Below are 14,196 nucleotides of genomic sequence, written 5' to 3' on the forward strand. Positions count from 1 at the left end.
ATTGAATAACACGCTTTGTTCGCGCATCGTCCGGCTTCGGTTCGAATGTGACTGGAAAGGCGCTTATGAAACGGCTTGTCTCCATTCTGCTTGCCGGGTTCGTGGTGTGCGCTGGCCCGGTTGCCTCGGCCCAATCCTATCACGACATCGCGGATGGATTTGTCGAGACCGACGGCTTCAACGGGGTCGTGCTGGTCGGCCAAGGGGCCACGGTGGAGGCAGTCGAGGCCTTTGGTACGGCCCGTGCCGCATGGGGCGTACCGATGACGACGAATACCCGGTTCGAACTGGGATCGATGTCGAAGTGGTTCGCGGCGATCGTCGTGCTGAAGCTGGTCGATCAGGGCAAGCTGGACCTCGACGCACCAATCAGCCGCTATCTGCCGGATTACCGCGCGGACACGGGAGCCAGGCTCACCCTGCGGCACCTGATGAGCCATTCGAGCGGACTCCCCAACGACGTCCTCAAGGCGCGGCAAGCCGATCCTTCTAGCCGTGGCGTCGAGCTAAGCCAGGTGGAGGCGGTGCGGCGCTATGCCAGCGGCACTCTTACCTTTGAGCCGGGCACGGCCTGGGACTATTCGCATTCGAACTGGCTGGTGGTGAAGGCGGTGGTCGAGCGCGTGTCGGGCAAGGGTTATGCGACATTGGTCGACCAGTTCCTCGTCAAGCCGCTGAAGCTCAAGGATACCGGAATTTTCCACGGCGATTCTAGCCAGGTGAAGAGCATGGCCGCGGGTTACGCAGCGCTGGCGCCCGAACCGAAGCCGAAGCCCAACCCCATGCCCGACTTCATGGCGATGGCCGGAGGCTTTTATGCAAGCGCACCCGATCTGCTCAAGCTGATGGACAAGGTGCTCGACGGGCATGTGCTGAGCCCGCGTCGCGGCGAGCATTGACGACTGTTCTGATGCCGGATCAGCATTATGCACTGGGCGGTCGGGTGCGGATCGAGAAGATCGGCGGCGCGGATCGCGAGACCGTGTGGGAGGACGGCTCCAATGGTGGCTTTCGTATGCTGGCACGGCGCGCGCTGGCGGACGGTCACACGGTGATCGTCCTGAGCAATGCGAGCTACGACTATATGCGGCTTGGCGATCTCGGTACGCAATTGCTCGACAGGAGCTATATGCGCCATGGGGATGTCGTAAACTAACCCCGCCTTAACCACCCTTGGCCCACAACGGCCCCGCAAATTTGCTCCGGGGCCCCATGGACGACCTGATTCAGGAATTCATCGCCGAGACGCGCGAGACGCTCGAGGCGCTTTCGGGCGAGATCGTCGCCTGGGAGGCGCATCCCGAGGATCGCGCGCGGCTGGATGCGATCTTCCGCTTCGTGCACACCGTCAAGGGGAGCTGCGGCTTCCTCGATCTGCCGCGGCTAGGGCGGCTGAGCCACGCCGCCGAGGATGTGCTCGCGCAGGTCCGCGAGGGCGTGCGCACGCCGGACCGCTTGCTGGTCAACGCAGTGCTCGCCGTGGTCGACCGGATCGGCGAGCTGGTCGAGGCGATCGATTCGGGGACGAGCCTGCCCGATCAGGGCGACGAGCTGTTGATCGCCGCGCTGGCCGAAGGCGCCGCGGAGATCGTACAGTCGAGCACGCCCGGGCTGCACCGCACCGCGGCACGCAGCGTGCGGCTCAACGTCGACCTGCTCGACCGGATGATGTCGGGCATGTCGGACATGGTGCTGGCGCGCAACGAACTGGCGCGGCGGCTGCGCGGCGGCGACATCGATCCGACGATCGAGGCGGCGCTCGAGCGGCTTTCGCTCACAGTCTGTGAGATGCGCGACACGGTGACGCGCACGCGCATGCAGAAGATCGATGCTTTGTTCTCGGCATTGCCGCGAATGGTACGCGATACCGCGGCCGGGCTGGGCAAGTCGGTGTCGCTGCATATCGAGGGGTCGGACGTCGAGCTCGACCGCGAGATGATCGAGATGATGCGCGACCCTTGGTCCACATCATCCGCAATTCGATCGATCACGGCATCGAGGCGCCGGTGGAGCGCCGTGCCCTCGGCAAGCGCGAGAATGGCCGGCTGGTCGTCTCTGCGCGTCAGTCGGGCAATCAGATCATCATCGAGATCACCGATGACGGCCGCGGAATCGACACCGAGAAGCTGATCCGCAAGCTCGTGGCGAACGGTCGCGACGAAGCGAGGCTGCGCGCGCTTTCGAGCGGGCGAAGCTCGAACTGGTGTTCGAGGCCGGCCTGTCGAGCAAGGACGAGGTCAGCGAAGTTTCGGGCCGCGGCGTGGGAATGGACATCGTCCGCGCCTCGATCGAGCAGATCGGCGGCCGGGTCGATCTCGACAGCGCGCCGGGCAAGGGCTGCGCCTCGCGATCCATGTGCCGCTGACGCTGTCGATCATCTCGGCGATCGTGGTGGGCGTGGGCGACCAGCGCTTCGCGATCTCGCGCCAGGCGATCGAGGAAATCGTCACCGAGCGCAGCGAGGCAATCCGCCTCGACGTGCTGGGCGGGACGCCGATCGCCACCGTGCGCGACCGGCGCATGCCGCTGGTCGCTCTCGCGCAGCTGCTGGGCGTCGCGCGGCAGGACAATGCCGACGGGCAGATGCTCGTGATCGTCAGCGTCGGCGAGGGGAGCTATGCGCTCGCGGTCGATACCGTGCTCGACAATGAGGAACTGGTGATCAAGCCGGCATCGCCCGCGGTGATGTCCACCGGAGTTTATGCCGGTCAGACCCTGCCCGACAGCGGGCTGCCGATGCTGATGCTCGATTGCGCTGGCATGGCGAACCGCGCCGGGCTCGATTTCAGCCGCGACGCGGAGCACGATTTCGAAGAGGAAGAGGTCGCTCCGGAAACGCTCGGCATCCCGGCATTGCTGTTCTGCGACCTCGACGGCGTGCGCCGCGCAGTGCCGCTGGCGGCAGTGGACCGGGTCGAGCAGGTCGACGGCGCGAGCGTGCGCTTCGCCGCGGGCCGTTTCCGCGTGACGATCGACGACCGTATCCTGCCGCTCGCCTCGCAAGGCGAGATCGAGGGCCGTGCGCGGCTCAACGTGCTGCGCCTGAAGGACGGCGCGAACGAAGTCAGCTATGCGATCGAGGAAGCCCTCGACATCATCCGCCTGCCCGAGGAACTGGTGCCGGCGCGCGAGCCCGGGCCGATCGCCGCAGTGGCGCTGATCGACGGCGAGCAGGTGGAATTGCTCGATATCCTGTGGGTGTTCGACGAACATGCCGACCGCGACAGCGAAATCGACGCGCCGCTCTGCCTGATCGCCGGCGACAAGGACGGCTGGATGGCCTCGTTCGTGCGGCCGTTGCTCGAGACCGCGGGCTACCGCGTCGTCGCGCAACTCGCCAAGGGCGAGACCCCGGCGGTGGTGCTCTCGACCGAGGAAACCCCGCCGAGCTGGCCGGCAAGGCGCCGGTGGTGCGGCTGCGCAGCCGCCGTGCCGCTTCGGGCGCCGGCGACGACAGCGTCTATCGCTATGACCGCGCGGGACTGCTTTCCGCGCTCGAGGCCCGCGTGGCCGGGAAGGGCCGCTGATGACTCACCTCTATCTCATCGCGCAAGTGGCCGGGCGCGCCGTGGCGATCGATTCCGACCAGGTCGAATCGGTGGTCGATATCGGCGAAGTCACGCAAGTGCCGCTGGCGTCGCAGCATATCCGCGGGCTCGCGGCCTTGCGCAGCCGGGTGGTGACCGTGGTCGACACGCACACCGCATTGGGGCTCGACAGCGCCAGCCAGGCGAAGCGTGCCGTGATCACCCTTGTCGAGGGACATCATTACGCCTTGCTGGTCGATGCGCTCGACGACGTCGCGCCGTTCGAACTGCTGCCGCTGGCCGGGGGCGTCGCGCTGGATACCGCGTGGCAGCGCGCCGGCCGCGGGATCGTCGAACGCGACGGCGAGCCGATCCTGGCGATCGATCTCGCATCGCTCGTGCCCGGCTATTCCGGGGCGCTCAATTGATTTTGTCCGATTAACGCGACGCTTACATCTGTGCCGCACTATGATGGAACAGACGCCTGGCTATCGGGGAACAGGGTAACATGAAGACTTGTCTCGTCGTCGACGACTCCAAGGTGATCCGCAAGGTCGCGCGGCACATCCTCGAGACGCTCGATTTTGAAGTCCGCGAAGCCGGTGACGGCCGCGAGGCGCTCGATTCCTGCCTGGCGACGCCGCCGGACGTGATCCTGCTCGACTGGAACATGCCGGTGATGAGCGGGATGGATTTCCTGCGCGCGCTCAAGGATTCCGGTCTTCCCCAGCGCCCCAAGGTGGTGTTCTGCACCACCGAGAACGGCATGGCCTATATCCGCGCGGCGATCGAAGCCGGGGCGGACGAATATGTCATGAAGCCGTTCGATCGCGAGACGCTGGAGAGCAAGCTGCAGATCGTCGGCGTCGCCTGATCGCGGGAAACCGGGGATGGCCGTCGCACTCAGTTCCGTCCTGACGGATACGCGCGCGCCCCTTCCCCGGCGCGGGTGCTGATCGTCGACGATTCGGTCGTTGCGCGGTCGGTACTCGGGCGGATGGTGGACGGCACGCGGCGTTTTCGCGTGGCGGCAGCACTGAGCGACGTGCCCGCGGCGCTCGACTATCTCGAGACGCACCGGGTCGACATCATCCTGCTCGACATCGACATGCCGGGGATCGACGGACTGACTGCGCTGCCCGACGTGATCGCTGCGGGCAAGGGCGCGCGGGTGCTGATCGTTTCCTCCGCCGCCGACGAAGGCGCGGCAGTGACGGTGCAGGCGCTCGCATTGGGCGCGGCCGACACGCTGGTGAAGCCGGGGATCGGAACGTTCGGCGGGCGCTTCGCCGAAGTGCTCGAGGAGCGGCTGTCGCGGCTGGTGGAGGCATATGCCGACTGGTCGCCGGTGCCCAATTCGACCACGAGCTTCGGTCCGGTGGCCACGCCCGCCGATTTCGACGTGGTCGCGATTGGCGCCTCGACCGGGGGATTCACGCGCTCAGCCAGTTCCTGCGCGCGATCCCTTCGAGCTTCCAGGTCCCGATCCTGGTGACGCAGCATCTGCCGATATCGTTCATGGGCTATTTCGCCGCGCAGCTCGCGGTATTGGGCAGCCGCCCCTGTGAAGTGGCGAGCGACCGGATGCGGATACGGCCGGGCCGGATCATCGTCGCGCCGGGCAATGCGCATATGCGGGTGGCAAAGATGTCCGATGGCTGGTCGGTACGGCTGAGCCAAGAGAAGTCGCTGAGCGGCTGCATGCCCTCGGTCGATCCGATGTTCGAATCGCTCGCCGAGGTGTTCGGCAAGCGCGCGCTCGCCGTGGTGCTGAGCGGCATGGGGCGTGACGGCGCGGAGGGCGCCAAGCGGCTCGTCGAAGTGGGGGCGAAGATCTTCGTGCAGGATCGTGCGAGCTCGGTGATCTGGGGGATGCCGGGCGCAGTGGCCAATGCGGGGCATGCGAGCGCGGTATTGCCGCCCGACGAGATCGGTCGGCTCGTGGCATGGCAGGGCAGGGCATGATGCACTTTCCGGCCTCGACATCGATCGCCTCATCGGGATCGATGAACCTGATCTCGGCGCTGCTCGAGCAGCGCACGGGACAGCAGATCGCGGCAAATCGTGCGTGGCGGATCGAGACCGCGCTCAAGCCGCTGCTGCGCGAGAGGGGTTGGCGTCGCTGGACGAGCTGGTCGCCCAGCTCGTCGCGACGCGGACAGGGGATTTAGGGGATCAAGTCGTGGATGCGCTGTTGAACCAGGAGACGAGCTTCTTCCGCGATGCGGCAGTGCTCGACATGATCGCCGATGCGACAAAGGCGATGCAGGAGGAGGCACCCGATCGCAAGGTCCGCATCTGGTCGTCGGGCTGCTCGACTGGGCAGGAGCCGCTGAGCCTTGCGATGCTGTTCGACGAGCGCGGGATGGGCGAGGGCAAGGCCGCTCCCGAGATCGTCGCGACCGATATATCGCCCGCGGCGCTGACCCGCGCACGCGCCGGCCATTATTCGCAGTTCGAAATCCAGCGCGGACTTTCGGTCCGGCGGATGATGACGTGGTTCGACAGCAATGGCGGCGATTGGGCCGCCAGGCCCGAGCTGCTGCGCCGCATCCAGTTCCGCCAGCAGAATCTGACTGCCGACGCGCCGCCGCCCGGCAAGTTCGACGTCGTGCTGTGCCGCAACGTCTTGCTCTATTTCTCGCAGGAGGTGCGCCGCGACGTGTTCGCGATCCTCGCTTCGGCGATCCGTCCGGGCGGGCTGCTCGTGCTGGGTGCGGGCGAGACGGTGATCGGGCTTACCGACCGTTTCCGCCCGTGCGACCAGTATCGCGGCTTCTATCGCGCGGTCGAGGCGGCACCCGTGAAGCGCGCCGCTTTCGGCTGACCCCTTGCGGCGAACGCATCCGCGCTCGTACGGTCTGCGGCGATGACCAGCGGCCTCTATATCATCGACGCGCCCTCGCCCAATTTCGACGCGCGCGAACTGCCCATCTCGATGATCGTGCTCCATTATACCGGCATGGAAAGCGCGCAGGCGGCGATCGACCGGCTGCGCGATTCCGAAGCCAAGGTCTCGGCGCATTATCTGGTCGACGAGGATGGCAGCATCCTGCGGCTGGTCGACGAGCGCCACCGCGCCTGGCATGCGGGCCGCTCGCACTGGCGCGGCGTGACCGACGTGAACTCGGCTTCGATCGGGATCGAGATCGTCAATCCCGGGCATGAGTTCGGCTATCGTCCCTTCCCCGAAGCGCAGATGGGCGCGCTGATCCCGCTCGTCGCCGACATCAAGGATCGCCATTCGATCACCCGCGGCAATGTCGTCGGTCATTCGGACGTGGCGCCGGCCCGGAAACAGGACCCGGGCGAATTGTTCAACTGGCATGCGCTGGCGCGGCTGCGGCTGGCATTGCCGCGGCCGACCCGGAACCTGGTCGATCCCGGCTGGCCCGATGCGGGATTCATGCTCGCGCTCGAACGCTTCGGCTATGACGTGCGCGACGCCGAGGCGGCAGTGACGGCGTTCCAGCGGCGCTTCCGCCCCGAACTGGTCGACGGCGAGATCGACATGGAATGCCGCTGCATCCTGCTGGCGCTGCTGCTACCCAAGCCGCAGGGCGACGATTGAGACACCTGCGTAAAAGAAGGTTTGCGCGGCGTTCATGCTTTCCGGACATTTCGTGGCAGTCAGTCCGCGGCTATTCGGCAAGGCTGGAGGCAGAACGAATGCTCTATGGTAGCGGAATGGCCCGGATGGGGCCGGTGCAGGTGCGGCTCAGCGGCGTGATCAAGGTCGACGAGGGCGACAGGGAAATCCCCGCGGTCAACACGCCGACGGTGGCCGAGGCGACGGCGTTGCTCGATCGCACTGCGCGGGTGAACGGCGCCGATGGAGTGATCGGCGTAGGTTCCGACTATCGCCGCATCGCGATCGGCCGCGGACCGCTTTCGACCCAGACACTGGTAGCGGTGCAGGCCTGGGGCACGGCGGTGAAGCAGGCCGAGGCCGTGGTCGAAGAGCTCGAGGCTCCTGAAGCCGACGCCGCATAAGCCTTGCGCGCCGCTCGCGTGGCGCTAGAGCGGTTCCGCCAGAGGGTCGGGCGGCCGCGTCGATGCTTGCATCGCCGAGGAAAGTCCGGGCTCCACGGAACCACGGTGCCGGGTAACGCCCGGCGGGCCAGCTTGCTGGTTCAGGGAAAGTGCCACAGAGAGCAGACCGCCCACTGGTCCTTCGGGACTAAGGGCAAGGGTGAAAGGGTGCGGCAAGAGCGCACCGCGCGACCGGCAACGGAAGCGGCACGGCAAACCCCACCGGGAGCAAGACCGAATAGGGGCGGCATATGGGCATGGTTCCGGCCCGTCGCCCGGGTTGGTTGCTTGAGCGGCGGAGCAATCCGTCGCCTAGAGGAATGGCCGCACATCGCGTTTCGACGCGAGGACAGAACCCGGCTTATAGACCCTCTGGCATTTTTCCTGTGCTCCGGCGAAGGCCGGAGCCCTGCGTTTCGAGCAACCTGCCTGCGGCCCGGGCTCCGGCCTTCGCCGGAGCACAACGGGGTGGCGTTCGCACGTCCCGGCCCCTATCTGGCCAGTCATGGCACGGGCAACACGTTCATCCGACTGGGGCTTTCCACGCTGGCGCGCTTACGGTGCCGAGCGCGAGGCAGTGCAGGTGCGGCTGTGCGACCGGCATGGCTGCGAGGAACCGGGCGATCGGCCCGCGCCCAAATCGCCCAACAGCCCCGAGCGCTGGTATTTCTGCGAGACGCATGCCGGGGAATACAACCGCAACTGGAATTACTTCGAGGGACTGACCGCCGAGGAAGCGGCCAAGCGCGAGGCCGAGGAACGGCGCGACGCCGGGGGATTCTCCGAATCGAAGCACAATAGCTGGGCGGGCCCCGGCGACGGCAGCCGCTCGCGCGACGAGATCCGCGCGCTCGAAGTGCTTGATCTCGAAGTCGACAGTGATTTCGAAGCGGTGCGCATGGCGTGGCGCCGGCTCGCCAAATCCAACCACCCCGACGTGAAGCCGGGCGATGCCGAAGCGGCCAAACGCTTCCAGGCGATCCAGGCCGCCTATGACGTGCTCAAGGTCGCCGAAGAACGCCGGACGTGGAAGCCCGATTGAAGACCGGCATTCGTTCCAACTGGTCCAATGCCGTCCTCGTCTGCACGAAATGCTCGAAGAAGCTGGGGGCGGATTCGGTTCGAAGGGCAGGACACCGCTCGCCAAGGCGCTGCGCAAGCATCTCGGGCTGAAGAGGGGCAGGAAGAGTGCGGCGGGGATCGTCGAGGTGAAATGCCTCGGCGTATGCCCGCGCGGCGCGGTGACGGTGGTCAACGGCGCGGCGTCTCGCGAGTGGCTGCTGGTGCCGGAGGGGGCGGATCTGGATGCGGTGGCGAGGGAATTGGGACTTAACCCTGACCGTCATCCCGGCGAAAGCCGGGATCCAGAGGCGCAAGCGACACGGCAGAGAAACTCTGGGCCTCGGCTTTCGCCGGGGTGATGGAAGTTATTGCGCGTAACGCTGCGCGGTGTCGCGGATCAGGGCGATCATGTTGGGGATGCCCTGGGTCCGGTTCGAGCTGAGCTGGTTGCGCAGGTCGAAGGGGGCGAGGGCGGCTTCCACGTCGGTGGCGAGGATGTCCGCCGGTGCGCGGTCCTGCACCGTGAGTAGCACCAGAGCGATGATGCCCTTGGTGATCGCGGCATTGGAATCCGCGAGGAAGTGGAGCGTGCCGTCATCGCGGCGCGTGGGATAGACCCAGACGGCTGCCGAGCAGCCGCGGACGAGGGTGGCGTCGGTCTTGAGGGGTTCGGGCATCGGCTCGAGTGACCGGCCCAGATCGATCAGCAGGCGGTAGCGATCGTCGGCGTCGAGGAACTCATATTCGTCACGGAGGTCGGCCAGGCTGGTCATGGCCGATCCGCTAGCCGGGTGGACCCTAGAGGTCCACCCCGGCGGCGATCGCCTCGAGCTTGCGGATGCGCTCCTTCAGGTCGGCGATCTCGATCCGCGAGCCCGCGGAAGGCATTGCCGGTTCTGCCTGCGATGCGGATGCGCGGTGCTCGGCGAGTTCCTGACGCTTGAGTGCCAGCCAGCCGCGCCAGCCCGACAGTCCCGCCGCAGTGATCATCGCGAGGCCGGCGAGGCCCGAGACGGAGAGCGTGATGTAGAGATTGGGATCGACGGTCATTTCATGCCTCCCTGATCAGGGGTTTTTGTCCCGCAGCGCTTCGATCTCGCGGTCGAGACGCAGGCTGCTGGCTTCACTGTCGGTAATGACCCGTTCGAGGACCTGGACACGGTCCTTCAGCGCGCGGACCTCGTCGCGGAGCTTCGCGGCATCCGAGGATGCCGTGTCGCCGCCGCGGAAGGTCTCGTTGCCGTGCTTGTCCTTGTGGATGCCGTAACGTGCCTTGAGGACGCTGCCGATCGTGACGATGACGATGATCGCGACAACCATTTCGAACGGGTTCATTCCCTGTACTCCCTTGGTGGCGCCTCAGGCGGCGCCCTGTTGCTTTTCCCGGGCCAGCTTTTCCGCGCGGCGGACAGGACGGTCCCGGGCTTCGGCGAGGGCAATAGCTCCCCCGCACAGTGCCGTCAGCACTGCGAACACGACGATAATCATTTTACTGGTCCTCGGATTTGGCTGCGCCTTGGCGCAGCGGGGTTAGTTGAGCGGCGCTTCGCGCAGCTTTTCGATTTCATCCGCGACGGCGATGCCGCGGTCGGTGACGATCCGTTCGAGAACCCGGACCCGCTGTTCGAGCCGCTCGACATGGGCGCCATATTGGGCGGCCTGCTCGGCGGTCTGGGCGGCGATGACCTGGACCATCGCTTCCTTGTGCTTGAGCCAGCGCTTGAACATGTCGTTGGCGACGCCGAAGATGATTGCGACCATGCCGCAGGCGATGCCGAGAATGGGGATGACGATCGGGTTCATCTCAGGATCTCCTCAGTTGCTCTTGGTGCGCAGCTGTTCGATCTCGCGATCGAGGCTGTGCGAACTGTCGGTGACGATGCGCTCGACGTTCGCCAGCCGATCCTTGACCGAACCGAGCTCGGCGCGGAGCTGGGCATTTTCCTGGCTGATCAGCCGAATGCGTTCGACCATCTCGTCGTTCTTCTGCGGATAGATCGCCTTGCCCCAGCTGTTCTCGAGCGGGTAGCCGTTCTTGATCCTGAGCCAGGTGGTGAAGATCCAGCCCGCGATCCCGAAAGCTCCCAGCAGCAGCGCGCCGGCGACAACCCAGGGAAGGTTGTTCATCACGATCATCTCACTCATGTCGATGGTCCTTCCCTCAGCGCAGTGAGTCGATTTCGCGAGCGACGCGCTCGGCGGGGTCGGTGGCGATCCGTTCGAGGACGGCGATCCGCTCCTCGAGCCGGCTGATCTGGCCGGTCAGCCGCTCATTCTCGGTGGAGAGCAGGGCGATCTTGCGATCGGCCTCCAGATCGCCGGCGGGCTGGCCGCGGCGGTTCCGGCGGCTTTCCTCCATCGGGTAGCCGTGCTTCGCGCGGACCCAGGTCTGGAAGGCCTTGGATGCCATGACCGCCGCGACGATCAGCACCGGTACCAGCCAACTCAACTCCCTCATTGTCTTGCTCCTTTTGACGGCCGCGCTCAGCGCAGGCTGTCGATCTCGTCGGCGAGCCGGGTGTTGCGGCTCGTATAGTACATCTCGATGTCGGCGAGCCGGCGATCGATGTCGCGGAAGGTCGAGCGGACCTGGGCGGTCGAGCGGCTCGGGTTCGAACGCACGCCCTGCCAGAACTTCTCTTCCTCGGGTCCCTGATAGAGGCCGGCCGGCTTGCTCGGCGCGAGCCATGCGATCAGAAAGTAGATGAAGGTCGACGTGCCGCTGGTCGCGAAGGCGAGGAAGACCATCCCCACCCGGAGCCAGATCGCCTCGATGCCGGTGTAGTCGGCGAGGCCCGAGCAGACTCCGAGAACCTTGGCATTCTGCTTGTCGAGATAGAATTTGGTGCGTGTACCGGACATCTCAGTTCCTCCGCGAAATATCGAAGGGGCTCGGTTCCTGGCGCGAGGCCGAGACCGGGCGGAAATCGGGGTTGTCGGCGGCGATGATGCGTTCGACGGTGAGCAGGCGCTCCTCGAGCTGGCGAGCGGTGAAGTAGAGCTCGTCGAGGAGCTTCTCGTCCTCGCCGGTGATCGTCGCTGCCGTCTTCCACCGGGTGATATAGTGCATGATCACCCAGGGAAGGCCGACGAACAGGATCCCGACGATGACGATGGGCAGGAATACCTCTTCCATCGCTTACGCTCCCTTGGCCAGCCGTGCCTTCAGTGCTTCGAGCTCGGCATCGACCTTCTCGGACGAGCGCAGCTCGGCGATCTCCTCTTCGAGCGTCTTGGGGTCGCCGCCCAGGCCTGCCGCATCGGCGCGGCCCTCGGCGAAGTCGACCCGGCGTTCGAGGACATCGAAGCGCGAGAACGCATCGTGCATCTTCGAGCCGTTGGTGATCTCGCGCAGGCGGGTGCGGTTGTTGGCGCTCTCCAGCCGGGCGACGATCGAGTTCTGGCGAACCCGCGCCTCGCGCAGCTTGTTCTGGAGCTTGGTGATATCCTCTTCGGAACCCTTCAGGGCCTCGTCGAGCACGCCGATCTCGGTGGAGAGCTGCTCGACCATGTCCGAAGCCTTCTGCTTCTCGACCAGGGCGGCCTTGGCGAGGTCTTCGCGGCCCTTGGAGAGCGCCAGCTCGGCCTTCTCGGTCCAGCTCTCCTGGAGCTTCTCGAGCTTGGCGATGTGGCGGCGCATTTCCTTCTGGTCGGCGATGGTGCGGGCTGCCGAGGCACGAACCTCGACCAAGGTCTCTTCCATCTCGAGGATGATCATGCGGATCATCTTGGCCGGGTCTTCAGCCTTGTCGAGAAGGTCGGTGACGTTGGCGGCGATGATGTCGCGGGTTCGTGAGAAAATACCCATTCTAACACTCCTTCGTATTGGGACCGCCGGGAGGAACTAGGGGGAGACCCTCCCGGCGGGGTTCCGCTCACCAGGGCAGGTGCGCGGGGAGACTTCGTGGTGCCTCAGGCGATCGCCGGGCCCACCGCACCGGCCATCAGGACGGCGCTGGCGAGGAAGGCGATGGTGACTGCGACAAAGGCGTTGCGGACATTGGCTGCTTCGTAGGTCATGATCTTGTTCCCTGAACCTGGTGTTTTCGTGGCCCGTTACCGAGCTTGCCAACATCTTTGCAGGAGGCGTGCCAATTGCCCGAAACCGCAGAATTCCGCCATTTTTGCCATTCATCTGGCATTCAGCCCCAACTTAGGACTTGCCAAGAGTTGGGAAAATTCGCCAAAGGTTTGGCATGGAGCGCGCAACCCAGGTAATCGGCCAATCGGGGGCCTTTCTCGACGCACTCGAGCGGGCCAGCCGCGCGGCGGCGCTCGACCGTCCGGTGCTCGTCATCGGCGAGCGCGGGACCGGCAAGGAGCTGGTCGCCGAACGCCTCCACCGGCTGAGCCCGCGCTGGGACCAGCCGCTGATCGTGATGAACTGCGCGGCGCTTCCCGAGACGCTGATCGAGGCCGAATTGTTCGGACATGAATCCGGGGCGTTCACCGGCGCGACCAAGGCGCGCGCAGGGCGTTTCGAGGAGGCGCATCGGGGCACGCTGTTCCTCGACGAGCTCGGCACGCTGTCGATGGCGGCGCAGGAGCGGCTGCTGCGCGCAGTCGAATATGGCGAAGTCACGCGGATCGGCTCGTCGCGGCCGCTCCACGTCGATGTCCGCATCGTCGCGGCGACCAACGAGCATCTGCCCGAGAAGGTCGAGAAGGGAACGTTCCGCGCCGATTTGCTCGACCGGCTGTCGTTCGAAGTGGTCACCTTGCCCCCTTGCGGGCGCGGCGGGGGATATCGAAGTGCTCGCCGAATTCTTCGGGCGGCGCATGGCATCGGAAATCGGGCTGGCCGACTGGCCGGGCTGGGGCCCGAACGCACTCGATGCGCTGCTGACTTATGACTGGCCCGGCAATGTCCGCGAGCTGCGCAACGTGGTCGAGCGCGCGGTCTATCGCTGGGAGCGCGAGGGGCCGGTTGATCTCGATCGAGATCGATCCGTTCAAGTCGCCGTTCCGGCCGCGAACCGCGGTTTCCCCTGCTTCGACACCCGCTGCCTCGACGCCGATCGTCGCGGTGGCGGCCGAAGAGGAGGCGCCGGCGGCGTTCGATGGCGGCACCGATTTCAAGACGCGAGTCAATGCCTTCGAGCGGCAGTTATTGGCGCGTGCGCTTGCCGAACACCGCTTCAACCAGCGCTCGACCGCTGACTCACTGGGGCTGACCTACGACCAGCTCCGACATGCGCTCAAGCGGCACGAGCTGCTGGGAGCGGGGGCTGACCTCTTGCTCCCCTCCAGGGGTTAGGCCGTATCGACATTCAAGAAACTGACTCCCTCCCTGCAAGGGAGGGGCTGGGGGTGGGTGCGAGCGTAGCGAGCCTCTTCTTCCGGTCGACAAAAGGAAAAGGCAGGGGGATCTTTTCCACGCACCCCTAGGGCGTACCGGCATTCAGCCCATACTTCCCTCGCCCCCTGCAAGGGGAGAGGGTTGCGCAGACTTAGGTTTTGCGAAGCAAAGCCTTAGTCGGAGCTGGGTGAGGGTGCGGCCGCAAAGCGGCCGCGCGGAGCTTCGCTCCGCTCTACCCTCACCAAGCTGCGCTAGGCAGCAAGCTGCCAAGCTTCG

General features: G+C 65.8%; 20 protein-coding genes, 1 other RNA gene and 5 pseudogenes. 16 read left to right on the forward strand and 10 right to left on the reverse strand.

Translation table 11 applies throughout. The features are described from left to right. Window positions 1-65: 65 nt before the first annotated feature. The 15 genes and pseudogenes from PIB19_RS02685 (at window position 66) to PIB19_RS02755 (ending at window position 8,980) form a co-directional block, all read left to right on the forward strand. Complete coding sequence (locus tag PIB19_RS02685) at window positions 66-899, forward strand: serine hydrolase domain-containing protein (RefSeq protein ID WP_271239574.1); 834 nt, start codon at window positions 66-68, stop codon at window positions 897-899. Beyond that, window positions 896-1,156 carry a hypothetical protein gene (locus tag PIB19_RS02690; RefSeq protein ID WP_271239575.1) on the forward strand — a complete coding sequence of 87 codons (261 nt, stop codon included), beginning with the start codon at window positions 896-898 and terminating at the stop codon, window positions 1,154-1,156. The genes PIB19_RS02685 and PIB19_RS02690 overlap by 4 nt, the downstream gene beginning before the upstream one ends. A 56-nt stretch (window positions 1,157-1,212) precedes the next feature. Continuing rightward, a pseudogene (locus PIB19_RS02695) lies at window positions 1,213-1,434 on the forward strand (Hpt domain-containing protein); the annotation flags it as partial. Window positions 1,435-2,203: 769 nt separating this feature from the next. After that, a complete protein-coding gene (locus PIB19_RS02705) occupies window positions 2,204-2,365 on the forward strand; it encodes an ATP-binding protein (RefSeq protein WP_271239576.1) in 162 nt (53 codons plus the stop codon). Window positions 2,366-2,397: 32 nt separating this feature from the next. Beyond that, a pseudogene (locus tag PIB19_RS02710) lies at window positions 2,398-2,712 on the forward strand (chemotaxis protein CheW); the annotation flags it as partial. A gap of 814 nt (window positions 2,713-3,526) precedes the next feature. Next, window positions 3,527-3,955: a chemotaxis protein CheW gene (locus PIB19_RS02715; RefSeq protein ID WP_271240892.1), complete on the forward strand. Its 429-nt coding sequence runs from the start codon at window positions 3,527-3,529 to the stop codon at window positions 3,953-3,955. Window positions 3,956-4,035: 80 nt separating this feature from the next. Further along, window positions 4,036-4,401: a response regulator gene (locus PIB19_RS02720; protein ID WP_271239577.1), complete on the forward strand. Its 366-nt coding sequence runs from the start codon at window positions 4,036-4,038 to the stop codon at window positions 4,399-4,401. Window positions 4,402-4,476: 75 nt separating this feature from the next. Beyond that, a pseudogene (locus PIB19_RS23450) lies at window positions 4,477-5,492 on the forward strand (chemotaxis protein CheB). Next, window positions 5,492-5,698, forward strand: coding sequence for a hypothetical protein (locus tag PIB19_RS22740; protein WP_336297244.1), 207 nt, complete (start codon window positions 5,492-5,494; stop codon window positions 5,696-5,698). The pseudogene PIB19_RS23450 and the gene PIB19_RS22740 overlap by 1 nt, the downstream one beginning before the upstream one ends. A gap of 11 nt (window positions 5,699-5,709) precedes the next feature. Beyond that, window positions 5,710-6,354, forward strand: coding sequence for a CheR family methyltransferase (locus PIB19_RS02730; protein ID WP_336297245.1), 645 nt, complete (start codon window positions 5,710-5,712; stop codon window positions 6,352-6,354). A gap of 42 nt (window positions 6,355-6,396) precedes the next feature. Further along, window positions 6,397-7,098, forward strand: coding sequence for an N-acetylmuramoyl-L-alanine amidase (locus tag PIB19_RS02735; protein WP_271239578.1), 702 nt, complete (start codon window positions 6,397-6,399; stop codon window positions 7,096-7,098). A gap of 98 nt (window positions 7,099-7,196) precedes the next feature. Then, a complete protein-coding gene (locus PIB19_RS02740; RefSeq protein WP_271239579.1) occupies window positions 7,197-7,520 on the forward strand; it encodes a hypothetical protein in 324 nt (107 codons plus the stop codon). Window positions 7,521-7,558: 38 nt separating this feature from the next. Then, window positions 7,559-7,939, forward strand: an RNA gene (rnpB, locus tag PIB19_RS02745) — RNase P RNA component class A. Between the two features lie 125 nt (window positions 7,940-8,064). Continuing rightward, on the forward strand, window positions 8,065-8,601 hold the full coding sequence (locus PIB19_RS02750; protein WP_271239580.1) for a J domain-containing protein: 537 nt from the start codon (window positions 8,065-8,067) through the stop codon (window positions 8,599-8,601). Next, window positions 8,598-8,980 (forward strand): annotated as a pseudogene (locus tag PIB19_RS02755) ((2Fe-2S) ferredoxin domain-containing protein). The gene PIB19_RS02750 and the pseudogene PIB19_RS02755 overlap by 4 nt, the downstream one beginning before the upstream one ends. A gap of 6 nt (window positions 8,981-8,986) precedes the next feature. On the opposite strand, the gene PIB19_RS02760 reads toward PIB19_RS02755, so the two are convergent. Genes PIB19_RS02760 through pspA form a run of 10 tightly spaced genes read right to left on the reverse strand, consistent with a single transcriptional unit; the run spans window position 8,987 to window position 12,429 of the window. Further along, window positions 8,987-9,394: a SufE family protein gene (locus PIB19_RS02760; protein ID WP_271239581.1), complete on the reverse strand. Its 408-nt coding sequence runs from the start codon at window positions 9,392-9,394 to the stop codon at window positions 8,987-8,989. A 25-nt stretch (window positions 9,395-9,419) separates the two neighbouring features. Further along, a complete protein-coding gene (locus tag PIB19_RS02765; RefSeq protein WP_271239582.1) occupies window positions 9,420-9,671 on the reverse strand; it encodes a hypothetical protein in 252 nt (83 codons plus the stop codon). Between the two features lie 15 nt (window positions 9,672-9,686). Continuing rightward, entirely contained in the window at window positions 9,687-9,956 is a 270-nt protein-coding gene (locus PIB19_RS02770) for a hypothetical protein (RefSeq protein WP_271239583.1), read from the reverse strand. A gap of 24 nt (window positions 9,957-9,980) precedes the next feature. Next, window positions 9,981-10,109, reverse strand: a complete 129-nt coding sequence (locus PIB19_RS02775) for a hypothetical protein (RefSeq protein WP_271239584.1) — start codon at window positions 10,107-10,109, stop codon at window positions 9,981-9,983. A gap of 42 nt (window positions 10,110-10,151) precedes the next feature. Continuing rightward, window positions 10,152-10,424, reverse strand: a complete 273-nt coding sequence (locus tag PIB19_RS02780) for a hypothetical protein (protein WP_271239585.1) — start codon at window positions 10,422-10,424, stop codon at window positions 10,152-10,154. A 12-nt stretch (window positions 10,425-10,436) separates the two neighbouring features. Further along, window positions 10,437-10,757: a hypothetical protein gene (locus PIB19_RS02785; protein ID WP_443018729.1), complete on the reverse strand. Its 321-nt coding sequence runs from the start codon at window positions 10,755-10,757 to the stop codon at window positions 10,437-10,439. Between the two features lie 25 nt (window positions 10,758-10,782). Continuing rightward, on the reverse strand, window positions 10,783-11,079 hold the full coding sequence (locus PIB19_RS02790) for a hypothetical protein (RefSeq protein WP_443018681.1): 297 nt from the start codon (window positions 11,077-11,079) through the stop codon (window positions 10,783-10,785). Between the two features lie 26 nt (window positions 11,080-11,105). Then, window positions 11,106-11,483, reverse strand: a complete 378-nt coding sequence (pspC, locus tag PIB19_RS02795) for an envelope stress response membrane protein PspC (protein WP_271239587.1) — start codon at window positions 11,481-11,483, stop codon at window positions 11,106-11,108. A 1-nt stretch (window position 11,484) separates the two neighbouring features. Further along, window positions 11,485-11,757 (reverse strand): envelope stress response membrane protein PspB, encoded by a 273-nt coding sequence (pspB, locus tag PIB19_RS02800; RefSeq protein ID WP_271239588.1) that lies wholly within the window; start codon window positions 11,755-11,757, stop codon window positions 11,485-11,487. 3 nt (window positions 11,758-11,760) lie between these two features. Next, entirely contained in the window at window positions 11,761-12,429 is a 669-nt protein-coding gene (gene pspA, locus PIB19_RS02805; protein ID WP_271239589.1) for a phage shock protein PspA, read from the reverse strand. A gap of 388 nt (window positions 12,430-12,817) precedes the next feature. Between pspA and pspF the strand changes: the two are divergent. Next, window positions 12,818-13,878: pseudogene (gene pspF, locus PIB19_RS02810) on the forward strand (phage shock protein operon transcriptional activator). Window positions 13,879-14,196: the final 318 nt, after the last annotated feature.

This window comes from Sphingomonas sp. 7/4-4 (genome assembly GCF_027941955.1).
Taxonomy (GTDB): domain Bacteria; phylum Pseudomonadota; class Alphaproteobacteria; order Sphingomonadales; family Sphingomonadaceae; genus Sphingomonas.